Source organism: Archangium lansingense (assembly GCF_026626635.1).
In the GTDB taxonomy this organism is placed as follows: domain Bacteria; phylum Myxococcota; class Myxococcia; order Myxococcales; family Myxococcaceae; genus Archangium; species Archangium lansingense.
This window is the reverse complement of the sequence record NZ_JAPNKA010000001.1, coordinates 7,963,043-7,985,565: the sequence shown is the minus strand read 5'-3', so window position 1 is coordinate 7,985,565 and position 22,523 is coordinate 7,963,043. Positions and strand designations below refer to the sequence as shown.

The 22,523-nt window shown below is 66.3% G+C and carries 30 protein-coding genes; 25 read left to right on the top strand and 5 right to left on the bottom strand.

The features are described from left to right. Positions 1-12: 12 nt before the first annotated feature. The 5 genes from argS to dnaJ all read right to left on the bottom strand — a co-directional run bounded on the left by argS (position 13) and on the right by dnaJ (position 7,272). The gene (gene argS, locus OV287_RS31860) at positions 13-1,731 is read right to left on the bottom strand and encodes an arginine--tRNA ligase (protein WP_267537806.1); all 1,719 of its coding nucleotides are present in this window, start codon (positions 1,729-1,731) and stop codon (positions 13-15) included. A gap of 77 nt (positions 1,732-1,808) precedes the next feature. After that, a complete protein-coding gene (locus tag OV287_RS31855; RefSeq protein ID WP_373371849.1) occupies positions 1,809-3,488 on the bottom strand; it encodes an ATP-binding protein in 1,680 nt (559 codons plus the stop codon). Between the two features lie 218 nt (positions 3,489-3,706). Further along, the gene (locus tag OV287_RS31850; protein WP_267532091.1) at positions 3,707-5,128 is read right to left on the bottom strand and encodes an IS4 family transposase; all 1,422 of its coding nucleotides are present in this window, start codon (positions 5,126-5,128) and stop codon (positions 3,707-3,709) included. 151 nt (positions 5,129-5,279) lie between these two features. Further along, positions 5,280-6,005, bottom strand: a complete 726-nt coding sequence (locus OV287_RS31845) for a HEAT repeat domain-containing protein (protein WP_267537804.1) — start codon at positions 6,003-6,005, stop codon at positions 5,280-5,282. A gap of 100 nt (positions 6,006-6,105) precedes the next feature. Continuing rightward, entirely contained in the window at positions 6,106-7,272 is a 1,167-nt protein-coding gene (gene dnaJ / locus OV287_RS31840; RefSeq protein ID WP_267537803.1) for a molecular chaperone DnaJ, read from the bottom strand. A 116-nt stretch (positions 7,273-7,388) separates the two neighbouring features. Between dnaJ and OV287_RS31835 the strand changes: the two genes are divergently transcribed. From OV287_RS31835 to rpmD, 25 genes are all read left to right on the top strand, one after another. Further along, positions 7,389-8,123 carry a hypothetical protein gene (locus OV287_RS31835; protein ID WP_267537802.1) on the top strand — a complete coding sequence of 245 codons (735 nt, stop codon included), beginning with the start codon at positions 7,389-7,391 and terminating at the stop codon, positions 8,121-8,123. Next, entirely contained in the window at positions 8,120-8,635 is a 516-nt protein-coding gene (gene rimI, locus OV287_RS31830; protein WP_267537801.1) for a ribosomal protein S18-alanine N-acetyltransferase, read from the top strand. Before OV287_RS31835 ends, rimI begins: the two co-directional genes overlap by 4 nt. A 206-nt stretch (positions 8,636-8,841) precedes the next feature. Further along, positions 8,842-9,213, top strand: coding sequence for a 30S ribosomal protein S12 (rpsL, locus tag OV287_RS31825; RefSeq protein WP_043408969.1), 372 nt, complete (start codon positions 8,842-8,844; stop codon positions 9,211-9,213). Positions 9,214-9,357: 144 nt separating this feature from the next. Then, entirely contained in the window at positions 9,358-9,828 is a 471-nt protein-coding gene (rpsG, locus tag OV287_RS31820; protein WP_043408972.1) for a 30S ribosomal protein S7, read from the top strand. Between the two features lie 141 nt (positions 9,829-9,969). After that, positions 9,970-12,045, top strand: coding sequence for an elongation factor G (gene fusA / locus OV287_RS31815; protein WP_267537800.1), 2,076 nt, complete (start codon positions 9,970-9,972; stop codon positions 12,043-12,045). 116 nt (positions 12,046-12,161) lie between these two features. Continuing rightward, complete coding sequence (gene tuf, locus OV287_RS31810; RefSeq protein WP_267536011.1) at positions 12,162-13,352, top strand: elongation factor Tu; 1,191 nt, start codon at positions 12,162-12,164, stop codon at positions 13,350-13,352. Between the two features lie 188 nt (positions 13,353-13,540). Continuing rightward, a complete protein-coding gene (gene rpsJ, locus OV287_RS31805; protein ID WP_002625389.1) occupies positions 13,541-13,849 on the top strand; it encodes a 30S ribosomal protein S10 in 309 nt (102 codons plus the stop codon). Positions 13,850-13,902: 53 nt separating this feature from the next. Further along, a complete protein-coding gene (gene rplD, locus OV287_RS31800; RefSeq protein ID WP_267537799.1) occupies positions 13,903-14,526 on the top strand; it encodes a 50S ribosomal protein L4 in 624 nt (207 codons plus the stop codon). Beyond that, positions 14,523-14,816 carry a 50S ribosomal protein L23 gene (locus OV287_RS31795; protein ID WP_043408997.1) on the top strand — a complete coding sequence of 98 codons (294 nt, stop codon included), beginning with the start codon at positions 14,523-14,525 and terminating at the stop codon, positions 14,814-14,816. Before rplD ends, OV287_RS31795 begins: the two co-directional genes overlap by 4 nt. Positions 14,817-14,848: 32 nt before the next feature. Beyond that, the gene (gene rplB / locus OV287_RS31790) at positions 14,849-15,694 is read left to right on the top strand and encodes a 50S ribosomal protein L2 (RefSeq protein ID WP_267537798.1); all 846 of its coding nucleotides are present in this window, start codon (positions 14,849-14,851) and stop codon (positions 15,692-15,694) included. Between the two features lie 15 nt (positions 15,695-15,709). Then, positions 15,710-15,991: a 30S ribosomal protein S19 gene (gene rpsS, locus OV287_RS31785; protein ID WP_267537797.1), complete on the top strand. Its 282-nt coding sequence runs from the start codon at positions 15,710-15,712 to the stop codon at positions 15,989-15,991. Positions 15,992-16,031: 40 nt separating this feature from the next. Continuing rightward, positions 16,032-16,379, top strand: coding sequence for a 50S ribosomal protein L22 (gene rplV, locus OV287_RS31780; protein WP_267537796.1), 348 nt, complete (start codon positions 16,032-16,034; stop codon positions 16,377-16,379). A gap of 46 nt (positions 16,380-16,425) precedes the next feature. Further along, positions 16,426-17,088 carry a 30S ribosomal protein S3 gene (rpsC, locus tag OV287_RS31775; protein WP_043409008.1) on the top strand — a complete coding sequence of 221 codons (663 nt, stop codon included), beginning with the start codon at positions 16,426-16,428 and terminating at the stop codon, positions 17,086-17,088. A 59-nt stretch (positions 17,089-17,147) separates the two neighbouring features. Further along, on the top strand, positions 17,148-17,567 hold the full coding sequence (gene rplP, locus OV287_RS31770; protein WP_047857262.1) for a 50S ribosomal protein L16: 420 nt from the start codon (positions 17,148-17,150) through the stop codon (positions 17,565-17,567). Positions 17,568-17,633: 66 nt separating this feature from the next. Next, positions 17,634-17,840, top strand: a complete 207-nt coding sequence (gene rpmC, locus OV287_RS31765; protein WP_203404242.1) for a 50S ribosomal protein L29 — start codon at positions 17,634-17,636, stop codon at positions 17,838-17,840. Between the two features lie 11 nt (positions 17,841-17,851). Further along, on the top strand, positions 17,852-18,166 hold the full coding sequence (rpsQ, locus tag OV287_RS31760) for a 30S ribosomal protein S17 (RefSeq protein WP_267537795.1): 315 nt from the start codon (positions 17,852-17,854) through the stop codon (positions 18,164-18,166). 106 nt (positions 18,167-18,272) lie between these two features. After that, positions 18,273-18,641, top strand: a complete 369-nt coding sequence (gene rplN / locus OV287_RS31755) for a 50S ribosomal protein L14 (RefSeq protein WP_073563508.1) — start codon at positions 18,273-18,275, stop codon at positions 18,639-18,641. Positions 18,642-18,678: 37 nt separating this feature from the next. Further along, a complete protein-coding gene (rplX, locus tag OV287_RS31750) occupies positions 18,679-19,008 on the top strand; it encodes a 50S ribosomal protein L24 (RefSeq protein WP_267537794.1) in 330 nt (109 codons plus the stop codon). Between the two features lie 175 nt (positions 19,009-19,183). After that, on the top strand, positions 19,184-19,834 hold the full coding sequence (gene rplE, locus OV287_RS31745) for a 50S ribosomal protein L5 (protein ID WP_267537793.1): 651 nt from the start codon (positions 19,184-19,186) through the stop codon (positions 19,832-19,834). 16 nt (positions 19,835-19,850) lie between these two features. Then, a complete protein-coding gene (locus OV287_RS31740; protein WP_043409024.1) occupies positions 19,851-20,036 on the top strand; it encodes a type Z 30S ribosomal protein S14 in 186 nt (61 codons plus the stop codon). Between the two features lie 177 nt (positions 20,037-20,213). Next, the gene (rpsH, locus tag OV287_RS31735) at positions 20,214-20,615 is read left to right on the top strand and encodes a 30S ribosomal protein S8 (protein ID WP_267537792.1); all 402 of its coding nucleotides are present in this window, start codon (positions 20,214-20,216) and stop codon (positions 20,613-20,615) included. Positions 20,616-20,673: 58 nt separating this feature from the next. Beyond that, positions 20,674-21,243 carry a 50S ribosomal protein L6 gene (rplF, locus tag OV287_RS31730; protein WP_267537791.1) on the top strand — a complete coding sequence of 190 codons (570 nt, stop codon included), beginning with the start codon at positions 20,674-20,676 and terminating at the stop codon, positions 21,241-21,243. 96 nt (positions 21,244-21,339) lie between these two features. Further along, positions 21,340-21,696: a 50S ribosomal protein L18 gene (gene rplR / locus OV287_RS31725; RefSeq protein WP_043409034.1), complete on the top strand. Its 357-nt coding sequence runs from the start codon at positions 21,340-21,342 to the stop codon at positions 21,694-21,696. 27 nt (positions 21,697-21,723) lie between these two features. After that, positions 21,724-22,242, top strand: coding sequence for a 30S ribosomal protein S5 (gene rpsE, locus OV287_RS31720; RefSeq protein WP_043409036.1), 519 nt, complete (start codon positions 21,724-21,726; stop codon positions 22,240-22,242). A 2-nt stretch (positions 22,243-22,244) separates the two neighbouring features. After that, the gene (rpmD, locus tag OV287_RS31715; protein ID WP_267537790.1) at positions 22,245-22,508 is read left to right on the top strand and encodes a 50S ribosomal protein L30; all 264 of its coding nucleotides are present in this window, start codon (positions 22,245-22,247) and stop codon (positions 22,506-22,508) included. Positions 22,509-22,523: the final 15 nt, after the last annotated feature.

The window sequence follows — 22,523 nt, the reverse complement described above, 5'->3', positions numbered from 1 at the left end:
ACGCGAGCCTCGTTACATGTTCTCGGGAGTAGCGATACCCAGCAGCGTCAGGCCGGCCGCCAGGGCCGCCCGCGTCGCATCCGTCAGCGCGAGCCGCGCCGCCTTCACGGGCTCGTTGTCGTCCACGAGCACGCGCTTGCTGCGATCCTGGTTGCCCAGCGTGTAGTAGCGGCTGAACTCCGCGGCGAGGTCCAACAGCCACCGCGCGACGAAGCTCGGCTCGAACTGCTCCGCCGCCTCCTGCACCACCACCGGCAGCCGGGCGATGGCGCGCAGCACGGCCTGCTCCTCTGGCAGGGTGAGCAGCGACGCATCATACGAGGCCGGTGCCCCTCCGCCCTTGCGCAGGACGTTGCAGGTACGCGCGTGGGCGTACTGGAGATACGGACCGGAGTGCCCCTCGAAGGCGAGGACGTCCTCCCAGTCGAAGGTGTAGTCCGTGGTCCGGCGGTTCTTCAGGTCGCCGAAGAAGATGGCGCCCATGCCGATCTGCTCGGCCAGGGCCTCGGGGTCCTCCGGCTGCATCTTCCCGGCCTGGATGTTCTCCTGCACCTTCTCGCGAGCGCGTGCCTTGGCCTCGTCGAGCACGTCGTTGAGGAGCACCACGTTGCCCTTGCGCGTGCTCATGCCGTGCACGCGGCCGAAGTTGACGTGCACCATGCGGTCCACCCACTCGCGGCCCATGGCCTTGAGCACCCGGAAGAGCTGCCGGAAGTGCAGCGCCTGGTCCGTGGCCACCACGTACAGCGACTTGTCGAAGTGGAAGCGCTCGTACCGATCGATGGCCGCTGCGAAATCGCGCGTGGCGTACAGCGTGCTGCCGTCGTTCTTCTTGAGCAGCACCGGCGGCTCGTTTTCGCCGTAGGGGATGTCCACGATGGTGGCGCCCTCGGACTCCTTGACGCCTGGCTTGCGGGCGATCTCCTCGATCACCGCCTCCATCTTGCCCTGGTAGCGGCTCTCGCCCTCCATGTGCTCGAACTTCACGCCGAGCCGGGCGTAGATGCGCTCGAAGTCGCGCAGAGACGTCTCGCGGAACTCCTTCCACAGCGCGAGCGCCTCGGGATCATTGGCCTCCATGCGCCGGAAGAAGTCGCGGGCCCGTTCGTCGAAGGCGGGCTCGGCCTCCGCGCGCTTGTTGGCCTTGATGTACACCTCCACGAGGTGGGCCATGTCCTTGCGGCGCGCCGGATCGCCGTACTCCTGGAAGCCCACGGCCACCAGGCCGAACTGCTTGCCCCAGTCGCCCAGGTAGTTGATGCCCTCGATCTTGTAGCCGAGTGCCCGGTGCAGGTTGGCCACGCTGTGGCCGATGACTGTCGAGCGGATGTGGTGGAAGGCGATGGGCTTGGCGATGTTGGGCGACGAGTAGTCCATGACCACCGTCTTGCCGGCGCCCACGTCTCCGCCGCCGTAGCGCGCGCCCTGCGAGCGCACCGCGTCGAGGACCTCGGTGGTGAAGGGCATGAGCGCGAACTTCGCGTTGACGTAGGGGCCCGCGGCCACCACCTCCAGGCCCGGCACCTTCACGCCCTGGGCGAGCGCGGCCGCGATGGCCGGCGGGGCCTTCTTCTGGGCCTTGGCCAGGGGGAAGGTGGGGAAGGAGAAGTCGCCGTGAGCCGGATCGGCCGGCTTCACCTGCGAGTCGATCTCGGACGCCTGCACGCCCAGGGCTTGGGCGAGCGCCTCGACGAAGGCAGTCCGATAACGGGAGTAGACGGAAGGAGTCATTGGATCGCGCGGATACTAAGCGAAACCGGACGGTATTCCGCGCACCTTCTGTCAACGCGTTGAGTCGGAGTGTCCTTTCAGGTCACGGCCGGATTGCGGCGGCTGGGGCGGACCACGGCGGCCACGGTGTCGAGCAGCCGCGGCAATTGCAGTGGCTTCTCGAAAAATCCGTCGATGCGGTCCAAGCCCTGGCCAGCACCGAGGGTGGAGACCTCGCTGGCGCCAGAGATGATGTAGACGGCCACGTCCGCGAGGGACTCGGTGCCGCGGATGAAGCGCAGCACGGAGCGTCCATCTTCCTCGCTGAGCCGCAGATCCAACAGCACCATGGCCGGGCGGATATGCGAGAGGATGGAGCGGGCCTCGGCGGCCCCTGAGGTGGACATCACCCGGTAGCCCTCCTGCTCGAGCACCTGCTGAAGCACCTCACGGCAGTCGGCGTCGTCCTCGACGAGGAGGATGCCGCCAGCGCGGGGGCCGGCCTGGGCGCTGTCAGGCGTGCTGACGGCGCCGGCGAACATGGGCAGCACCAGCTGGAAGGAGGTGCCTTCACCCAAGGTGCTGGCGGCCTCCACTCGGCCGCCGTGCAGGGCGAGGATCTTCGCCACCAGTGGCAGGCCGAGGCTGCGTCCCTGACCGCGGGTTGTTTCTGGGCGGTAGAAGGGATCGAAGACGTGCTCCAGGTCCTCGGTGCCGATGCCCGGACTGCTGTCCTTCACGGTAAGCAGGGCGAGCCCGTCCTCGACGGAGACGCGCAGCTCCACGGTGTCATCGGCCTCGCAACGGTGGATGCCGCTCTCCACGAGGTTCTGGATGGCCTCGGCGATGCGCTCGCGGTCGCCGCGGACGAAGACCTCGGTGGAGGGGGGCAGGGTGAGCTGCACCTTGGCCTGCTCGGCCATGGGCGTGAGGGTGCGGATGACCTCCTCGGCCACGGACTTGAGCCCGAAGGGGCGCTGGTTGAGCTGCATCTTCCCAGCCTGGAGGCGGGACATGAGCAGGAGGTCATTCACCATGCGCAACATGCGGTCCGCGCTGCGGTCGCACACCTGCACCGCGCGGCGTTGGGCGTCGGAGATGGCTCCGAGCTTCTCGCGCCCCATCATGGCCAGGTAGGCCTTGAGGGTGGTGAGGGGGTTCTTCATGTCGTGCGAGACGTTGCCGAGCAGCTCGTCGCGGCTCTGCTCCAGGGCCTTGAGGCCGGCGATGGCCGTCTGCAGGTCCTTGTTGCGGCGGGCGCTGTCATCGCGCAGGCGGGCCACCTCGTAGGCGGCGGAGAGCTGGCCGGCGAGCGCCATTAGCATGGCGTCCGAGACGGCGCGGCGGGGGGCGAGGATGGCGAGCACGCCGCTGACGCCCTGGGGGCTGTCGAGCGGCACGGCGACGGTCTCCTCGTCACGCAGGATGGTCTTATCGGCGAAGGCGCGGCCCACCAGGCCCTGCTCGGGGGTGGCGGCGATGATGCGTTCGTCGTAGCGGCCGCGCACGTGCTCCACGTGGAGCTGGTTGCGCGAGGGCTCGAAGCGAGCCACGTAGCAGGCCTTGGCCTGCATGAGGCCGTGGATGATCTGCAGTTGCGAGCGGAGGGCCTCGGTGGGGCCAGCGCTGGAGCAGATGTGCTGCGACATCTCCACCAGGGCGCGCTCGACGGCTTCGCCGTCCACGGGGGGCTGGGGCTTCACCATCCGTCGGGGCTTCTTCACGTCGGGACGGAGGGTGACGATCTCTGCCAGATGCGGAACCTTCTTCTTCGGCACGGAGCTACCTCGGCAACCAGGGGGCGGGCGCATCCACCCCCGTCCACGTATGGGGGCGGCGCGATCGCCACTCGGGCCGATCCTGCGCTACCCGGAGCCGGGGTGGAAACCCCTCCCCGACGCCCCCCAGAACAGGGGACGACCGCAGGACAATTGCCGTGTCGGATAGGTGACATCAGGGGCTCAACCCTCTCCCAGTGGGCTGAGGATTGCACACGCTAAGTAGGCGGGGGAGCGGAGGAAAGGTGCTGGGCGAGGGTGAAGCCGGCGACGTAGTCGCCCAGCCGTTCGTAGCCGCGCCAGAGGACGAGCCAGCCCGGAGGTTTCTTGTCCGGGTTGGCCATGTAACCGCCTAGGGCGGCGATGAGCAGCAGGGCCTGACGAAGCGTCAGCGCCCCTTGCAGTCGCATGCGTGGAGAGAGTTGGGGTGCCATGGCTTGGAGCACCTGCACCTCGGCGGGCTCCAACACTTCATCTGCGGGCTCGTCCGGGAGAGTGCGGCTCAGGGTGCGCAGGCGCAGCATCTTGACGGAAACCAGCAGAGTGAGGACGAGCAGGTTTTCAAGGTGCTCGCGCCTCTGGTGCTGACGCCCCTCCAGGCGGCAGCCCGTCTTCAGGGCCTTGTGCAACTCCTCAATCCCCCACCTCTTCTGGTAGGTGGACACCGCGCCCCAGGCCGCCTCCACGCTTTCAATGGGCACGTTGCTCAGCAGCAGCCACTCCACTGCTTTCTGTCCCTGTGGCGGCTCTTCTTCGCGCACCAGCACGCCCCACACCGGCACCGGCTGCCCACCCTGGCGCCCGGGAGGCAGCAGCGTGAGAGGGACGTAGCGCAGCACCAGCGTGGCGTCGCGTGCCGTGCGCGCCGGCTTGTCCGCCCGGGCTGGTTGCGCCGACACGTGCAGCAGCCGGCTGTCCACCACGGGCAGCCCCTCCATGGTGGCCCACAGCCTCCCCCCTTCTCCCTCCACGCGCCTGTCCTGGCCGGCGCGCACCAGCAGTTGATACGACGCGCTAGCCGAGCGGGAGAACAACTCGAAAATGTCTCCTTCGGCGTCGATGACGTGCAGCAGTCGCCCTGGCTCGCCCACTCCCTCTTCGGCCTCCACCATGGCCTGCCACCACAAGCTGCTTTCCTTCTGCTCGAAGGGCCGCTGCTTCCTGCTCTTGGCCTTTCCCCTTTGCGCGGCCGGGCGCGCCCAGGTGCGCGCTCCCAGCACTCCAAAAGCGGCGCCGTCGGCCTGCACCACCAACGCCGTCTGCAGAAAGAAGCCCTGACACACGGGATTGCCCACCTGGCCCACCCCGCTCATGGACAGATGGCTGAGCTCCACCTCGGTCCGGTCGTGTACACACAAGGCCACCTCTCCCGCCTGCCCTTTCGCCACCGCCTTGCCCACTGTCCGGGCCGCTGGCTCCAGCAGCTGCCGGAAGCTGACGTCTTCGTTCTCCAGCATGCGGTAGGCCCCCATTCGCTCCGCCCGGCTGGTGCCCAATCGGTTGATGGTGACGCCGGGCTGCCCCTCCATCAGGTGAAGGGTGTGCAGCAACCTCTCCCTCAGCCACACCTCCTCAAGCGGACCGAAACTCCCTGCTGGATAGAGAACCTCGTACGTCAGATACAAAGGGGCAGCTTCCATGGGCTGCCTCTCTATCCGGCCCTACCGCTCACGTCATGCTCCATCCAGCTTGCTCACCCCTTGCTCCCTCTCTCCCTCTGCGTGTGCATTCTTCAGCCCAGTGGGAGAGGGGGCACACCTGAGGTCAACCGGAGTGCCTGCTGCGTGCCGATCAGCCGCGGCGCTGCACCAGGCCACTGCCGTCGAGGTAGTAGGGCTCGTTCATGACGGCCTCCACCTTCTCGCGGTAGCCCTGGACGCCGAAGCCGCTCTCCTGGAGTGCGCCCAGGGCGGCCGTCTGCACGCGGCGTGCGGTGTCGCCGGCCGTCAGGAGGCGGAGGATGGGCTCGCGCGCCGGCTCATGCTTCTGGGGGCCGAGCGCCTTGAGAGCGGCGATCTTCACCTCGTCCGCCATGTCATCGAGGTGGGGGAGCACGGCCGGAGCGATGCGCGGATCTTGCTTTCCGGTGACGTAGTGGAGCAGGACGACCTTCTTCTCGGGGTCGCGCATGTACTGGGCGCTCAGCGTGTTGAGCGTGTCCACGACGATGCTGATGACCTCGGACTCGGGCAGCAGCGACTCGAGGATGCGGAGGGCCCAGGAGGTGGCCTGCTCGTTCTTGCGCAGGAACTCGGTGACGGGGGCCACCGCGTCCTTGTCGAAGCTCTTGATGAGCTCGAAGACGTGCTCCTTCTCGTCGGCGTCGGTGGTGAGGGGCTCCACGGTGATGGTGTAGCGGTGGAGCAGGACGCTGACGGCCTCGGGGATTTTCATCTCCCCGAGCTGCTGGAGGGCCTTCTGGCGGGTGGAGGGGTCCCCATACTTCTGGGTCACCTTGGACTTGAGCTTGAGGGCTTTTTCGGGGCCGGAGCCGCCGAGGAAATCGAAGATGCCCATGGTGGAGAGGCTCCGAGGGGTGCTGCGAGTTCTTGGGCGCCGTGTAGGACGCGGCGCAAGCTAACGCAAGAAGCTTGGATGGCCAGTGACCAGCCGTCGATTAGAGCTGCAGGGAGCCCCGGACATCGCCCTGGTAGGCACGGGCGAGCGCCTCGGCGGCCTGGCGGGCCTCGTTGGAGGGGTGTTCGGGCACCTTGACCTGGAGTGTGAGGTAGAGGTCACCCGCCGGTCCTCCCTTGAGAGAGGGGGCGCCCCGGCCCCGCAGGCGCATGCGGCGGCCAGACTGGGAGCCCTCGGGGACCTTCACGGTCACCTCGCCCTGGAAGGTGGGCACGCGGACCTCGGCGCCCAACATGGCCTCGGAGACGGTCACCGGCAGATCCATGTAGAGGTCGTCGCCCTCGCGGCGCACCAGGGGGTGCTCGGAGACGATCGTCTCGATGTAGAGGTCTCCGGCGGGCCCCCCGCGCGAGCCCGCCGCGCCCTGGCCGGACAGCCGCACCTTGGAGCCGGTATGGACGCCGGCGGGGATCTTCACGGTGAGGCGAGCCGTCTCCTCCAGAACACCCGAGCCGTGGCAGGAAGGGCAGGGGGGGGCGGCGCGGCCGGTCCCCCGGCAGGTGGGGCACGTTCCGCTGGTGTTCCTGCCCAGGACGCCGCTGCGGCGCACCTTCCCGGTCCCTCCGCAGGTAGCGCACGTGGTGGGTGTCCCCACCTGGCCCGAGCCATGGCAACGCTGGCAGCGGCCGGGGCGTTGGAGCGAGATGCTGCGCTCGGTGCCGGTGAGGGCCTCGTTGAAGCTGAGGGTGAGGGTGGCCGTGATGTCCTCGCCCGGGGTGGGACCGGCGGCCCGGCCTCCTCCGGCGCGTCCGAACATCTCTCCGAAGTCCACGCCGCCGCCACCCCCGCGGTTGAAGATGTCGCCGAAGATGTCGCCCAGGTCGAAGTCCACGCCGCCCCCGCCACCGAACGGCATGCCGCCGCCGGACGCCTGGGCGGCCTTGTAGGCCCGGTATTGCGTGGCCTTCTTCTCGTCGAAGCCGAACTGGGCCGCCTCGTCGCCGAACTCGTCGTAGAGCTTGCGCTTGCGCTCGTCCGAGAGGACCTCGAAGGCCGCATTGAGCTGCTTGAACTTCTCTTCCGCCGCCTTGTCCCCCGGGTTGACGTCCGGGTGGTACTTGCGGGCGAGCTTGCGGAAGGCCTTCTTGATTTCGTCGGCCGATGCCGTCCGGGACACGCCGAGAATCTGGTAGTAGTCGTCCGCCATGGTGTTGCCGCCCTCCGAGACAGCGACAACAACGTAACCTGCCGTGCGACGATCGCCAGCAAGGCATGTGAGCCACGGTCCGGATGTATAAAGTGGCCGGAGGCACGAGGGTGAGAATGGCAGCGCGGCTCGGACGAGGGACAAAGACGGGGCTGATGGTGGGCTGGCTCGCGCTGGCGCCCCTGGCCGTCGCCCGGCCGGTTGCTCCCGAGCCGCCTTCCGAGCCTGCTGGGGAGGCTCCGGCGGCCGAGGGGCGGGTGATCGACCGGGTGGTAGCGGTCATCGGCACCCAGGTCCTCACCCTGAGCGAGCTGGAGTTCGAGGCTCGGGTGACGCTGGTACAGCGAGGGGGCGTGCGAGCGGCGGAGGTCTCGCTCGACGAGCAGACGCTCCGAGGGGCGCTGGAGCTGGCGATCAACCAGCGGCTGCTGGTGGCGGGGGCGGATCGGCTGCAGGCCTTCCAGGCGGAGCGCTCGGAGGTGGAGGCGCGGCTGAGGGCATTCCGTGATCGCTTCGAGGACGAGACGGCGCTGCTGGCCTTCCTGGCCCGGCACGACGCGGACCTGGAGCAGCTGACGGCGGTGCTGGAGCGGGGCGTGCGGGCCGAGCGCATCCTGGACAGCCGGATTCGCCTGCGTGCCCAGGTGAGCGAGGCGGAGGTGCGGCGGTACTGGGAGGAGCACAAGGGGACGCTGGGGGGGCCGTACGAGGCGGTGCGGGACACCCTCAAGGAGAAGCTGTTCCGCGAGCGCTATGGCCAGCTGGCGAAGGAGGAGTTCAAGCTGGTCCGAGAGAGCGCGCGGGTCCGGCGGGTAGCGCCCTTTGCCCGGGCCCGGGAGGGGGAGCCATGAGACGGATGCGCGAGGAGTCCCACCCGAGCGACAAGCTGAAGCCGGAGTCCCCGTTCCTCATCCGGAGGATGACGCGGGAGGATCTTCCGGCGGTGATGGACCTGGAGAAGGCCTCGTTCCGCAACCCCTGGTCGTTCGAGCTGCTGCAGCGAGAGCTCAGCCACGACTGGTCCGTCATCTTCCTATTGGAGGAGCCCCTGGCGGAGGGGAGCCGGCGCCTGCTGGGCATCTCCATCTTCTGGATCGTCCACGACGAGGTGCACGTGCTGAACGTGGCGACGGCGCCGGAGCACCGGCGGCGGGGGGTGGGGCGGGCGCTGATGGATGCCACCCTGGCCGAGGGGCGGGCGCGCAAGTGCTGCCTGGCGACGCTGGAAGTGCGCAAGAGCAACGAGCCGGCCGTCAACCTCTACAAGTCGTTCGGCTTTCGCCCGGTGGGGGTGCGGCCGAACTACTACGTGGACGAGGGCCAGCCGCCTGAGGACGCGATCGTGATGGTGCTCGACTTCTAGAAGCCAGGGGAGTAGAGGACCGAGCCCGTCGTCAGAGTGTAGGAATGGGCGCCTGTGTCGTTCACGGTTCCAACCCCGTGGACTGGCAGTGCTTGACACAGGGGGCCCCCTCCCTATACTCGCGGCCCTTTTTCAAGCGCAGTTGTAGGTTTGTATGCGCCCCCGGGGACACCCCCCCGGATCAATCGGGAAGGAAGAGGAGTTCAGTGCCGACTATCAGCCAGCTGGTCCGCAAGGGCCGCGAGAAGTTGAACATCAAGGGTAAGAGCCCCGCTCTGAAGGAGTGCCCCCAGAAGCGTGGCGTGTGCACCCGTGTGTACACCACCACTCCGAAGAAGCCGAACTCGGCCCTCCGCAAGGTGGCGCGTGTTCGTCTGACGAACGGGATCGAGGTCACCTCGTACATCCCCGGCGTGGGTCACAACCTCCAGGAGCACTCGGTGGTGATGATCCGCGGTGGCCGTGTGAAGGACCTCCCGGGCGTTCGCTACCACATCGTCCGCGGCACGCTGGACTCGGTGGGCGTGGCCGGCCGCAAGCAGAGCCGTTCGAAGTACGGCGCCAAGCGCCCGAGCTGATTTCCGCTCGAGATCACCTTCGTTTCATTTGATTGGGATGCTTGCCCCGCACCCTGGGGAGCCTTCCTGAGTTCGCCAACGCAGTTCGAAGCCCCCATTTAGACTCCCGGGTGCAAGGGAGCGGGGCGTAAGGGATACAGAGCAATGCCTCGTCGTCGCGTAGTAGCCAAGCGCAAGATCCTTCCCGATCCGAAGTTCCAGGACCGCCTCGTCACGAAGTTCGTGAACGACCTGATGCGCAAGGGGAAGAAGTCCATCGCCGAGCGGGTGTGCTACGGCGCCTTCGCCCTCATCGAGGAGCGTGCGAAGGAGGATCCCCTCAAGACGTTCAAGAAGGCCCTGGACAACGTCAAGCCGGTGCTCGAGGTGAAGAGCCGCCGCGTCGGTGGCGCCACCTACCAGGTGCCCGTGGAGGTCCGTCAGGATCGCCGCGTGGCGCTGGGCATGCGCTGGATCATCACCTACGCCAAGGCGCGTGGTGAGAAGACGGCCATGGAGAAGCTGGCCGGCGAGATCATGGACGCCGCCAACAACCGTGGCAACGCGGTGAAGAAGCGCGAGGACACGCACAAGATGGCCGAGGCCAACAAGGCCTTCGCCCACTACCGCTGGTAGTCCTCCGTCTCATGAAGTTCCCGGCACCCGGATGCGGTTTCCCCGCGTCCGGGTGTTTCCGGTCTTTGACAACCGTTTCGTTGGTTTCGTGGTTGGAAGGGCAGGGGAACCGCCCGTCCTGTTCTGGAGAGGTTCGGAGAAATGCCTCGCGAGTATCCGCTCGAGCGCTATCGCAACATCGGCATCATGGCGCACATCGACGCCGGCAAGACCACGACCACGGAACGGATCCTGTTCTATACGGGAGCCATCCACAAGATGGGCGAGGTGCATGAAGGCACCACGACCACGGACTGGATGCCCCAGGAGCGCGAGCGCGGCATCACCATCACCTCGGCCGCCATCACCGCGTTCTGGAGCAGGAACGACCAGAAGTACCGCATCAACATCATCGACACCCCGGGCCACGTGGACTTCACCATCGAGGTGGAGCGCTCGCTGCGCGTGCTGGACGGGGCCATCGCTGTCTTCGACGGCGTGAACGGTGTGGAGCCCCAGTCCGAGACGGTCTGGCGCCAGGCAGACAAGTACAAGGTCCCCCGCATCTGCTTCATCAACAAGATGGACCGAGTGGGCGCGGACTACACGATGTCCGTCAACTCCATCCGCGAGAAGCTGGGCGCGCGTCCGGTGCGCCTGCAGCTGCCGCTGGGAGCCGAGGACAAGCACCGCGGCGTGATCGATCTGGTGCGGATGAAGGCGCTCGTGTTCCACGACTCGGAGCAGGGCAGCCGGTACGACGTGGCGGACATCCCCGAGGAGTTCCTCGAGGAGGCCACCGCGGCCCGGAGCGAGCTCGTCGAGACAGCCGCCGAGCAGGACGACGCGCTCACCGAGAAGTTCCTCGAGGGCAAGGAGCTCACCGAGGAGGAGATTCGCGGCGCCATCCGCAAGGGGTGCCTGGGGCTGAAGATCTTCCCCGTGTTCTGTGGCTCGGCCTTCAAGCACAAGGGTGTGCAGCCGCTGCTGGACGCGGTGGTGGACTACCTGCCCAATCCGCTGGACGTACCGCCGGTGCACGGCAAGACGCCCAAGGGCGAGGACGAGACGCGGCCGACGGACGACAAGGCGCCCTTTAGCGCGCTGGCGTTCAAGATCATGAACGACCCGGCGTTCCAGTCGCAGACGCTGACCTTCTTGCGCATCTACTCGGGCAAGCTGGAGGCGGGCACGGCGGCGTGGAACTCGGTGAAGGGCAAGCGCGAGCGCATCAGCCGGCTGGTGCAGATGCGCGCGGACAAGAAGGACGAGGTCCAGGAGTGCTACGCCGGTGACATCTGCGCGGTGGTGGGCCTGAAGCTGGCCTCCACGGGCGACACGCTCTGCGACGACAAGCACCCCATCATCCTGGAGCGGATGGAGTTCCCCGAGCCCGTCATCGACGTGGCCATCGAGCCGAAGTCCACGGCGGACCAGGACAAGATCATCACCAGCCTCGCCCGTCTGGCGATGGAGGACCCGTCCTTCCGCGTGAAGACGAACGAGGAGACGGGGCAGACGATCATCGCCGGCATGGGCGAGCTGCACCTGGAGATCATCGTCGACCGGCTCCTGCGCGAGTTCAAGGTCGACGCCAACGTGGGCAAGCCCCAGGTGGCCTACCGCGAGACGATCACCCGGGCGGTGGAGTCCGAGGGCAAGTACATCCGCCAGACGGGCGGCAAGGGCATGTACGGCCACATCAACCTGCGCGTGGCCCCCAACGAGCTGGGCGCCGGTTTCGCCTTCGAGAACAAGATCGTCGGTGGGACGGTGTCCAAGGAGTTCGTCGAGGCGGCGAAGCAGGGCGCCCAGGAGGCCATGCAGAGTGGCCCCATCGCGGGCTACCCCATGCTGGACATCAAGGTGGAGGCCTACGACGGCTCGATGCACGACGTGGACTCCAACGAGATGGCCTTCAAGATTGCCGGTTCCATGGCCTTCCGGGACGCCGTGCGCAGCGCCGCTCCGACGCTCCTGGAGCCCATCATGGACTGTGAGATCGTCACCCCGGATGACTTCACCGGTGACGTCATCGGCGACCTGAACGGCCGCCGCGGGAAGATCATGGGCATGGAGCCCCGGCCGGGAGGCGTGCAGGCAATCAACGCCCAGGTGCCGCTCGCCAAGATGTTCGGGTACTCGACCGACCTGCGGAGCCGCAGCCAGGGAAGAGCCACCTACACCATGCGGTTCAGCCACTACGCGCCGGCACCCAAGGACGTACTGAACCGTTGATGCACCCGGCCCCTTGTGAGGGGGGCAGGCGATTTCGATTGACGTTTCTGCAGGTTTGGAGCACGACGCAGCACCTTTTCTCGATTCGGCCGGAATCCGGTCTGCGAGGAGCAGCAATGAGTAAGGAAAAGTTCGACAGAAGCTTGCCGCACGTCAACATCGGCACCATCGGCCACGTTGACCACGGCAAGACGTCCCTCACGGCGGCCATCACCAAGGTGCTGGCGAAGACGGGCGGCGCGACCTTCCTCGCGTACGACCAGATCGACAAGGCCCCCGAGGAGCGCGAGCGCGGTATCACCATCTCCACCGCCCACGTGGAGTACAAGACGAAGAACCGCCACTACGCGCACGTGGATTGCCCGGGTCACGCCGACTACGTGAAGAACATGATCACGGGCGCGGCGCAGATGGACGGCGCCATCCTCGTGGTGTCGGCCGCCGACGGCCCGATGCCCCAGACGCGCGAGCACATCCTGCTCGCCCGCCAGGTCGGCGTGCCCTACATCGTCGTCTTCCTGAACAAGGTCGACATGCTGGACGACCCCGAGCTGCGCGAGCTCGTGGAGATGGAGGTCCGCGACCTGCTCAAGAAGTACGAGTTCCCGGGCGACAGCATCCCCATCATCCCGGGCTCGGCCCTCAAGGCGCTCGAGGGTGACACCTCGGACATCGGCGAGCCGTCCATCCTCAAGCTGATGGAGGCGGTGGACAGCTACATCCCCACCCCGCAGCGCGCCACGGACAAGCCCTTCCTGATGCCGGTGGAGGACGTGTTCTCCATCGCCGGCCGCGGTACGGTGGCCACCGGCCGCGTGGAGCGCGGCATCATCAAGGTGGGCGAGGAAATCGAGGTCGTCGGTCTGCGTCCGACGCAGAAGACGGTCGTCACGGGCGTGGAGATGTTCCGCAAGCTGCTGGACGAGGGGCGGGCGGGCGACAACATCGGCGCGCTGGTGCGTGGTCTGAAGCGTGAGGACCTCGAGCGTGGCCAGGTGCTGGCCAAGCCGGGCTCCATCACTCCGCACACCAAGTTCAAGGCACAGATCTACGTGCTCTCGAAGGAAGAGGGTGGCCGTCACACCCCGTTCTTCAAGGGCTACCGCCCGCAGTTCTACTTCCGCACCACGGACGTGACGGGCACGGTGAAGCTGCCCGACAACGTCGAGATGGTGATGCCTGGCGACAACATCGCCATCGAGGTGGAGCTGATCACCCCCGTGGCCATGGAGAAGGAGCTGCGCTTCGCCGTTCGCGAGGGTGGCCGTACCGTGGGCGCCGGCGTCGTGGCCGAGATCATCGCGTAGTTCCGTCGTACCCGCTTCCCCGGGCTTCTGTTCAGAAAAGTCCGGGGAGGTGGGAATAAGGTTGCATCCACCAGGGGCCGGTGGTACAAGCCGCGCCCCTTCGTTCGAAGAAATGGCTCTGTGACATCCAGGGGACGTTGGTCGTAGCGCCTCCCGAAGGCAGAGGCCGTTTAAAGAGGTTTTTGCGAATGGCGACACAGAAGATCCGCATCCGGCTGAAGGCGTACGACTCCAAGCTCCTGGATCAGAGCGCTGGCGAGATCGTTGAGACGGCTCGGCGCACGGGCGCCAAGGTGGCCGGTCCGATCCCCCTGCCCACGCGCATCAACAAGTTCACGGTTCTGCGCTCGCCGCACGTGGACAAGAAGAGCCGCGAGCAGTTCGAGATCCGTACTCACAAGCGCCTGCTCGATATCCTCGAGCCGACCCAGCAGACGCTGGACGCGCTGATGAAGCTGGATCTCTCGGCCGGCGTTGACGTGGAGATCAAGTCCTGAGGAAGCGGGGCTGAGCCCTCGCGGTTCCACTCCGTTCCCCAGAGGAAAGAGCCATGGCGAAGTTCGACGTAGTCGACTTGGATTTGAAGAAGGTGTCGGAGCTCGAGCTCTCCGACGAGGTTTTCGGCGCCGAGCCGAACGCGAACCTCTTTTACGAGGTCGCGAAGATGCAGCAGATCAATCGGCGCCGGGGCACGGTGGGGGTGAAGAACACCTCGCTGGTGAGCGGCGGCGGCAAGAAGCCCTGGAAGCAGAAGGGCACTGGCCGCGCTCGTCAGGGTTCCATCCGCGCCTCCCACTGGGTGGGCGGCGGTAAGGCGATGGGCCCGAAGCAGCGGGACTACTTCTACCGTCCCCCGAAGAAGGTCCGTCGCGGTGCGCTGAAGGCGGTTCTGTCGCTGCGCGCCCGTGAGAAGACGCTCATCATCGTGAGCGACTTCAGCCTGTCCGCTCCCAAGAGCAAGCAGGCTTTCGAGGCTCTGACCAAGCGCCTGAAGCTGTCTGGTGCGCTGGTCATCGACGCCAAGACCAACACCAACCTGCACCGCAGCGTGCGCAACCTGGCGAAGTTCGACGTTCTGGCCCCCGAGGGTCTGAACCTCGAGTCCGTGCTCCGCCACAAGCACCTGGTGCTCACTTCCGCGGCCGCGAAGGCCATCGAGGGGGCGCTCTCGTGAATATCAACGACGTCATCAAGGGACCGCTCATCACCGAGAAGCTGGACGCGGCCCGCGAGAAGTTCCGGCAGTACTCGTTCATCGTCGACAAGAAGGCCAGCAAGTACGACGTGGCCAACGCCGTCGAGAAGCTCTTCAAGGTGAGCGTCGAGGGTGTGCGGACCAACATCGTGCGCGGCAAGACCAAGCGCGTGGGTCGCTCGATTGGCAAGCGGCCGAACTTCAAGAAGGCGGTCGTCACCCTCAAGGAGGGGGACAAGATCGAGCTCTTCGAGGGAGGCGCGGTTTAGCGCACAGCGCTGACCGTCGTTGAGGAACCACCATGGGCATCAAGAAGTACAAGCCGACCTCCGCCGCCCGTCGTCTGATGACCGCGTCTGATTTCGCGGACATCACCAAGGGCAAGCCGGAGAAGAAGCTCACCGAGTCCCTGAACAAGTCCGGCGGCCGTAACGTCCACGGCCACATCACCCGCCGCCACCAGGGCGGGGGTCACAAGCGCCGCTACCGCGTCATCGACTTCAAGCGTCGGGACAAGGACGGCGTGCCGGCCAAGGTTGCCGCGGTCGAGTACGACCCGAACCGCTCTGCCAACATCGCCCTCCTGCACTACGCGGATGGCGAGAAGCGCTACATCCTCGCCCCGGTCGACCTCAAGGTCGGTGACACCGTCATGGCGGGTGAGGGCGCGGACATCCGTCCGGGCAACAGCCTCCCGCTGATCAACATCCCGATCGGTACCATCATCCACAACGTGGAGCTGAAGCCGGGCCGTGGCGCGCAGATCATTCGCTCCGCGGGCTCCTCCGGTCAGCTGATGGCCAAGGAGGGTCGCTACGCCCAGGTTCGTCTGCCCTCGGGCGCCGTGCGCATGGTGCTCATCGAGTGCCGCGCCACCGTGGGCCAGGTGGGTAACCTGGAGCACGAGATCATCCGCATCGGCAAGGCCGGCCGCAGCCGCTGGCTGGGCATCCGGCCCACCGTCCGCGGTCTGGCGATGAACCCTGTCGACCACCCGCACGGTGGTGGTGAGGGTAAGTCCGGCCAGGGTAATCCGCATCCGGTGTCGCCGTGGGGCCAGAAGACCAAGGGTCTCAGCACGCGCACCAATAAGCGTACTGACAAGTTCATCGTGAGCGTCCGCCGTCCGGGCGCGCGCAGCCAGTAGTCGAGGGTTTACGTAATGGCGCGTTCGATTAAGAAGGGTCCGTTCGTCGATGGGTTCCTCGTGAAGAAGATCGAGGACATGATCAAGACGAACAAGAAGAGTGTTGTGAAGACGTGGTCCCGGCGTTCCACCATCCTGCCGGAGTTCGTGGGACACACCTTCGCGGTGCACAACGGCCGCAAGTTCATCCCCGTCTTCGTGACCGAGAACATGGTGGGCCACAAGCTCGGCGAGTTCGCCCCGACGCGTACGTTCGGCGGTCACTCGGCGGAGAAGAAGGTCGCCAAGGGCAAGTAGCCGGCCCCGCTGACCAGCGGCGTCCGCCAGAGGAGATGACATGGAGTCGAAGGCACATCTGAGGTTCCTGCGCATGTCGCCCCGGAAGATTTCTACGGTGGCGGCGCTCGTCCGGGGCAAGCCGGTGGGGCAGGCCCTGAACATCCTGCGCTTCACCAGCCGCGCCGCGGCTGTTCCCGTGGCCAAGCTCATCAAGAGCGCCGTGGCCAACGCCACCGACCTGTCCAAGGGCCAGGTCGATGTGGACCGGCTGATCGTGAAGACGATCTCGGTGGATCAGGGTCCGACCCAGCGCCGCTACATGCCGCGCGCAATGGGCCGTGCCACGCGCATCAACAAGAAGACCAGCCACATTCACGTGGTGCTGGAGGAGGCGGCCAAGAAGTAAGGCCGCCCCCTGGCGCCCCACGCAACCGATTCGAAGGAGAAGCACGTTGGGCCAGAAAGTCCATCCCATTGGGTTCCGCCTCGGGGTCATCAAGACCTGGGACTCCAAGTGGTTCGAGCACAAGAACTACGCGCAGTGGCTGCATGAGGACATCCGCATCCGCGAGTTCGTGAAGAAGTCGCTCGCCCACGCGGGCGTCTCCAAGGTGGAGATCGAGCGCGCGGCGAACAAGGTGAAGGTCAACGTGCACACCGCGCGCCCGGGCATTGTCATCGGCAAGCGCGGTGCCGGCATCGAGACGGTGAAGAAGGACCTCCAGCAGTTCACGAAGAACGAGGTCTTCCTCAACATCGTCGAGGTCCGTAAGGCCGAGACGGATGCCCAGCTGGTGGCCGAGAACATCGCCACCCAGCTCGAGCGCCGTATCGCCTTCCGCCGCGCCATGAAGAAGGCGCTGCAGACGGCGATGAAGTTCGGCGCCAAGGGCATCCGCGTTTCCTGCTCCGGCCGTCTCGGCGGCGCGGAGATGGCCCGCTACGAGTGGTACCGCGAGGGCCGCGTGCCCCTGCACACCCTTCGTGCGGACATCGACTACGGCTTCGCCGAGGCCAAGACCACCTACGGCAAGATCGGTTGCAAGGTCTGGATCTGCCGCGGCGAGGTGCTACCCACCAAGGGTGGCCAGGCTGCGCCGGCCGCCAACCGCTAACTCTTCCCCGGGAGCCGCTCCGTGAGGGGCGGCTCGCTCGGGCCTGAAGGACACCGACGATGCTTCAGCCTGCTCGTACGAAATACCGCAAGATGCACAAGGGCCGCACGCCCGGCCAGGCCCACCGCGGCAGCGATCTCACCTATGGTGAGTACGGCCTGATGTCCCTGCAGCCGGGGTGGATCACCTCGCGGCAGATCGAGGCGGCCCGTATCGCGATGACGCGCCACATCAAGCGTGGCGGCAAGATCTGGATCCGCGTGTTCCCGGACAAGCCGATCACCAAGAAGCCCGCCGAGACTCGAATGGGTACCGGTAAGGGCGGTGTGGAGTACTACGTGGCGGTGGTCAAGCCCGGCCGCATCCTCTACGAGATGGAGGGTATGACGCCCGAGGTTGCCACGGCCGCCATGAAGCTGGCCCAGGCCAAGTTGCCGGTGCTGACGAAGATCGTCAGCCGCAGCGAGCTGGCCCTCTAGTTTTCTGCCTCCGGGCGGCCCACCTGGTGTAGAGGGGCCGCCCGCTGGCTTGAAGGAGATTTGAAGATGGCGACTGCGAAGGAACTCAAGGAGCTCTCGGCGGACGACCTGAAGCGGCGCGCGGCCGAGCTGCGCGAGACGCTGTTCCAGGACCAGCTCAAGCGGGCGACCGGCTCGCTCGACAACCCGTCCGAGCGCACCCAGCACAAGCGCGATCTGGCGCGCATCCTGACCGTCCTGGGGGAGAAGACCCGGGCGGAGAAGAAGGCTTAGGAGCTTTTCTCATGGCTGAAGCGACTCAATCCACCTCTGCCAAGACCTCCATCCGCGGCCGTCCCAAGACCCGCGTGGGGATCGTGACCTCTAACAAGATGCAGAAGACGGTGGTCGTCACCGTCTCGCGCCGCGCGTCTCACCCGAAGTACGGGAAGATCATGAGCATGCGCGAGAAGTACAAGGCGCACGTCGAGGATCACGACTACCCGGCCAAGATCACCATCAACGAGGGTGATCGGGTGCGTATCGCTGAGACCCGCCCCACTTCGAAGGACAAGCGTTGGCGCGTGGTCGAGGTGTTGGAGAAGAGCAAGAACGTCTGAGCCGTCCGAGCTCGCGCAGCCCACAGGCGCGCGAGGCCGTGGCTCGAGCCGCGCGGTGCTCGTCCTCACCGGAGGGGCCTGCCGTAGCTGAGATAGGAGATTCCAGATGATTCAGATGACGAGCGTGCTCGACGTGGCCGACAACTCGGGCGCCAAGAAGGTGTTCTGCATCAAGGTGCTCGGTGGCTCGAAGCGCAAGTACGCGTCCATTGGCGATGTGATCGTCGTGTCGGTGCGCGAGGCGCTGCCGAACTCCAAGGTGAAGAAGGGTGATGTGGCCAAGGCGGTCATCGTGCGCACCGCGCGCGGGGTGGGCCGTCCGGATGGCAGCTACATCAAGTTCGATGGCAACTCCGCCGTCCTCATCAACAAGGACATGGAGCCCATCGGGACGCGCATCTTCGGGCCGGTGGCCCGCGAGCTCCGCGCCCGCAAGTTCATGAAGATCATCTCGCTCGCTCCCGAGGTCCTCTAGTAGGGCATCAGGCGGTCCGCGAGGAGGGAGAGGAACCATGGAGAAGCTCAAGGTTGGAGACACCGTCCAGGTCATCGCCGGCGCCGAGCGCTCGGAGAAGACCCCGGCGACCAAGCGCGGCAAGGTGCTGAAGATCGACCGCGAGGCCCAGCGCGTGACCGTCGAGGGACTGCGCCTGGTCAAGCGGCACCTCCGCAAGACGCCCCAGCAGCCCGAGGGCGGCATCGTGGAGAAGTCGGGCACCATCCAGATTTCGGACGTGCAGGTGGTTTGCGCCAAGTGCGACAAGCCGACCCGCGTGGGTATCCGGGCTGATGGGGACAAGAAGAAGCGATTCTGCAAGAACTGCGACGCCCTGATTGACTAGGGGTAGCGGTTCGGGCATGTATGCGCGCCCTTTGCCCTACCTCGGGTGAGGGGAGGGCGGGCGAGCATACCCGGGGCCCCGAAGGACCCGTGGGGGCTCCGGTGTTTTCAGTTTCCACGCAGCACTGATCGGCGCGCTGGGTCCACGGCGGCGCTCCGAAGCAGAGGACAAGACGATGGCTGAAGAGAAGAAGGACGCGGCGAAGAAGGAAAAGAAGGGCCGCAAGAAGGAAGAAGTCAAGAAGGCTGGCTTCGCGGCGAACATCGAGGAGGGCCTCAAGGTGGGCCCGGCGCGTCTGAAGCTGCGCTTCCGCAAGGAAGGCGTCCCCGCGCTGATGAAGGAGCTGTCGCTCAAGAACCCGATGGAGGTTCCCCGCCTCGAGAAGATCGTCGTCAACATGGGTCTGGGCGAGGCGCTCGCGAACAACAAGATCCTCGAGTCCGCCGTGGACCAGCTGGGTGCCATCACCGGCCAGAAGCCCGTGGTGACCCGCGCCCGCAAGTCCATCGCGAACTTCAAGCTGCGTCAGGGCCAGGCCATTGGCTGCGCCGTCACGCTGCGCGGCGACCGCATGTACGAGTTCCTGGACCGCCTCATCACCGTGGCGCTGCCGCGCGTGCGTGACTTCAAGGGCGTGTCCCCCAAGGCTTTCGACGGGAAGGGCAATTACACGCTCGGTGTCCGCGAGCAGATCATCTTCCCGGAAATCAACTACGACCAGATCGAGAAGGTGAAGGGGCTCAACATCAGCTTCGTCACCACCGCCGCGAACGATGAGCAGGGGCTGGCGCTGATGCGTCACTTCGGCATGCCGTTCCGCACGTAACGAGGAATTCGCATCCATGGCCAAGCTCTCGAAGATCGCCCAGGCGAAGCGCAAGCCGAAGTTCTCCGTCCGCGCGTACAACCGCTGCCCGCTGTGCGGTCGGCCCCGCGCGTTCCTGCGGAAGTTCAACATGTGCCGTATCTGCTTCCGGCACCGTGCGCTCCGCGGCGAGATCACCGGCGTCACCAAGTCGTCCTGGTAGTCGGACGCGGGCGGCCGGACCCCAAGCAGGGGTCCGGGTGCCTGGCTCGCCCCTGAAAGGGTGGGCCGAAGCTGTCAATGCATGGCAACCGTGGCGAACCCCTGGGATGGGCCCGGCAGGCGCGGCGGTTGCGAGCGCGGAAGCGGTAAGACCGCTCCGCACGGAAGGTAGTCCTTCATGTCGGTTGTCAACGATCCCATTGGCGACATGCTGACCCGCCTGCGCAACGGCTCGCGCGCGCGTCACGACAAGGTCGTCATGCCCCACTCGAACCTCAAGCTCGAGATCATCAAGGTCCTCAAGTCCGAGGGCTTCATCGGGGATTACACGGTTCACGAGCGCGCTCCCCAGGGCGAGATCACCGTGCAGCTGAAGTACGGCCCGGACCGTGCCCCGGCCATCACCGGCATCCGCCGCGTGTCCAAGCCCGGCCTGCGCCGTTACGTCAATGTGCGTGAGATTCCGCAGGTCCTCGGTGGCCTGGGCATCTCCATCCTCTCCACCTCGAAGGGCGTGATGGTGGACTCCGAGGCTCGCAAGCAGAAGGTCGGCGGCGAGCTGCTCTGCACCGTCTACTAGCCAGCAGCCCGGGTGCCGCGGTTCGCGCCGCGACCTGGACTTACTGCACGAGGAAATCATGAGTCGGATTGGAAAGCTCCCGGTCAAGCTGGCGGACAAGACGAAGGTCACGGTCTCCGGTCGCCAGGTAAGTTTCGAAGGCCCCAAGGGCAAGATGGTCGTTCAGCTTCCCGCCAAGGGCGTGAAGGTGACAGTCGCCGGCAACGAGGTGAAGGTGGAGCGCGAGGATGAGTCGCGCGAAGCCCGCAGCCTGCACGGCCTGACGCGCACGCTGCTGGCCAACGCGGCCAAGGGCGTGTCGACGGGCTTCGAGCGCCGCCTGGACATCCGCGGCGTCGGTTTCCGCGCCGAGGTGAAGGGCAAGGCGATCAACCTGTCGCTGGGCTACTCGCACCCGGTGGTGTTCAACCTGCCCGAGGGCGTGACGGCCGAGGTCGACAAGGCCGCCCGCACCGAGGATGGTCTGCCCACCCTGGGGCTGACGCTCCGGTCCGCGGACAAGGAGGCCCTCGGGGCCGCCGCCGTGAAGATCCGCGCGCTGCGCCCGCCCGAGCCGTACAAGGGCAAGGGCATCAAGTACTCGACCGAGAAGATCCGTCGCAAGGAAGGCAAGACGGGCACCGCCTAGTCGGAGTGAACACCCAACCGCGCGGCTCCCTCTGGGGCCGCGCAATCATCCGGCGGTGGAAGTCCCCATCACCGCCGGACGGAGAAGGAATCATCCATGTCGAAGAAACTCGATCCGCGCCTCAAGAGGAAGGACCGCATCCGCCGGAAGCTCTCGGGTACCACCGAGCGCCCGCGTCTGTCGGTCTACAAGAGCCTCAAGCACATCTACGCTCAGGTGGTGGATGACACCACGGGCCGCACCCTGGCGTTCGCCTCGTCGCTCTCCAAGGAGCTCAAGGGCAATACCGAGGGCGACAAGAAGGCCGAGGCCAAGCGCGTGGGCGCTCTGATTGCCCAGAAGTGCAAGGCGGCCAATGTCGACGCGGTGGTGTTCGATCGCAACGGCTTCCCCTACCATGGCCGTATCGCCGCCGTGGCCGATGCCGCGCGTGAGGGCGGGCTGAAGTTCTAGAAACCTTTCGAATAAGGAAGTTCCCAAGTGGCAACTCCGATCAATCCAAACGATCTCGACCTCACCGACCGGGTGGTGAATATCAACCGCGTCGCCAAGGTGGTGAAGGGCGGCCGGCGGTTCTCGTTCGCCGCGCTGGTGGTGGTGGGCGACGGTGCCGGCCACGTCGGCATCGGCCTGGGCAAGGCCAACGAGGTCCCTGAGGCCATCCGCAAGGGTGGCGAGAACGCCAAGAAGAACCTGTTCCGCGTTCCGCTGCAGGGTCACACCATTCCGCACGAGGTGCTCGGTCACTTCGGCGCCGGCTGGGTGCTCCTGAAGCCGGCCGGTGAGGGTACGGGCGTCATCGCCGGTGGTGCGGTGCGCGCGGTCCTCGAGGCGGCGGGTATCCGCAACATCCTGACCAAGAGCCAGGGCTCGCGGAATCCGCACAACGTGCTCAAGGCCACGGTGGCCGGTCTGAAGACGCTGCGTTCGCCGGAGCAGGTGTCGCGCCTGCGCGGCAAGGACGTGGGTCCTCAGAAGTCTGAAGAGGCGAGGGGTTAATCATGGCGCTCAAGGTCAAGTTGACGAAGAGCTTCGCGGGTTCGTCTGTGGACCAGCTCGCGACCATCCGGAGCCTCGGGCTGAAGAAGTTCGGCGACGAGCGGCTCCTCCAGGACACGCCGGCGAATCGCGGCATGGTGAACAAGGTGCGTCACCTGGTGACGTCCGAGACGGTGCAGGGCGACGCCCCGAAGACCACCCGTCGCAAGCCCCGGCACATCCGGGCCCGGGACGCCGCGCGCGCCCGCCAGGCCTCCAAGGCCTAGTGAGAGGGTTCAGAC

Coding starts and splice junctions, on each gene's coding strand:
- argS (WP_267537806.1), bottom strand. CDS start 1,731: ATGACTCCTTCCGTCTACTCCCGTTATCGGACTGCCTTCGTCGAGGCG.
- OV287_RS31850 (WP_267532091.1), bottom strand. CDS start 5,128: ATGGAAGCTGCCCCTTTGTATCTGACGTACGAGGTTCTCTATCCAGCA.
- OV287_RS31845 (WP_267537804.1), bottom strand. CDS start 6,005: ATGGGCATCTTCGATTTCCTCGGCGGCTCCGGCCCCGAAAAAGCCCTC.
- dnaJ (WP_267537803.1), bottom strand. CDS start 7,272: ATGGCGGACGACTACTACCAGATTCTCGGCGTGTCCCGGACGGCATCG.
- OV287_RS31835 (WP_267537802.1), top strand. CDS start 7,389: ATGGCAGCGCGGCTCGGACGAGGGACAAAGACGGGGCTGATGGTGGGC.
- rimI (WP_267537801.1), top strand. CDS start 8,120: ATGAGACGGATGCGCGAGGAGTCCCACCCGAGCGACAAGCTGAAGCCG.
- rpsG (WP_043408972.1), top strand. CDS start 9,358: ATGCCTCGTCGTCGCGTAGTAGCCAAGCGCAAGATCCTTCCCGATCCG.
- fusA (WP_267537800.1), top strand. CDS start 9,970: ATGCCTCGCGAGTATCCGCTCGAGCGCTATCGCAACATCGGCATCATG.
- tuf (WP_267536011.1), top strand. CDS start 12,162: ATGAGTAAGGAAAAGTTCGACAGAAGCTTGCCGCACGTCAACATCGGC.
- rpsJ (WP_002625389.1), top strand. CDS start 13,541: ATGGCGACACAGAAGATCCGCATCCGGCTGAAGGCGTACGACTCCAAG.
- rplD (WP_267537799.1), top strand. CDS start 13,903: ATGGCGAAGTTCGACGTAGTCGACTTGGATTTGAAGAAGGTGTCGGAG.
- rplB (WP_267537798.1), top strand. CDS start 14,849: ATGGGCATCAAGAAGTACAAGCCGACCTCCGCCGCCCGTCGTCTGATG.
- rpsS (WP_267537797.1), top strand. CDS start 15,710: ATGGCGCGTTCGATTAAGAAGGGTCCGTTCGTCGATGGGTTCCTCGTG.
- rplV (WP_267537796.1), top strand. CDS start 16,032: ATGGAGTCGAAGGCACATCTGAGGTTCCTGCGCATGTCGCCCCGGAAG.
- rplP (WP_047857262.1), top strand. CDS start 17,148: ATGCTTCAGCCTGCTCGTACGAAATACCGCAAGATGCACAAGGGCCGC.
- rpmC (WP_203404242.1), top strand. CDS start 17,634: ATGGCGACTGCGAAGGAACTCAAGGAGCTCTCGGCGGACGACCTGAAG.
- rpsQ (WP_267537795.1), top strand. CDS start 17,852: ATGGCTGAAGCGACTCAATCCACCTCTGCCAAGACCTCCATCCGCGGC.
- rplN (WP_073563508.1), top strand. CDS start 18,273: ATGATTCAGATGACGAGCGTGCTCGACGTGGCCGACAACTCGGGCGCC.
- rplX (WP_267537794.1), top strand. CDS start 18,679: ATGGAGAAGCTCAAGGTTGGAGACACCGTCCAGGTCATCGCCGGCGCC.
- rplE (WP_267537793.1), top strand. CDS start 19,184: ATGGCTGAAGAGAAGAAGGACGCGGCGAAGAAGGAAAAGAAGGGCCGC.
- OV287_RS31740 (WP_043409024.1), top strand. CDS start 19,851: ATGGCCAAGCTCTCGAAGATCGCCCAGGCGAAGCGCAAGCCGAAGTTC.
- rpsH (WP_267537792.1), top strand. CDS start 20,214: ATGTCGGTTGTCAACGATCCCATTGGCGACATGCTGACCCGCCTGCGC.
- rplF (WP_267537791.1), top strand. CDS start 20,674: ATGAGTCGGATTGGAAAGCTCCCGGTCAAGCTGGCGGACAAGACGAAG.
- rplR (WP_043409034.1), top strand. CDS start 21,340: ATGTCGAAGAAACTCGATCCGCGCCTCAAGAGGAAGGACCGCATCCGC.
- rpmD (WP_267537790.1), top strand. CDS start 22,245: ATGGCGCTCAAGGTCAAGTTGACGAAGAGCTTCGCGGGTTCGTCTGTG.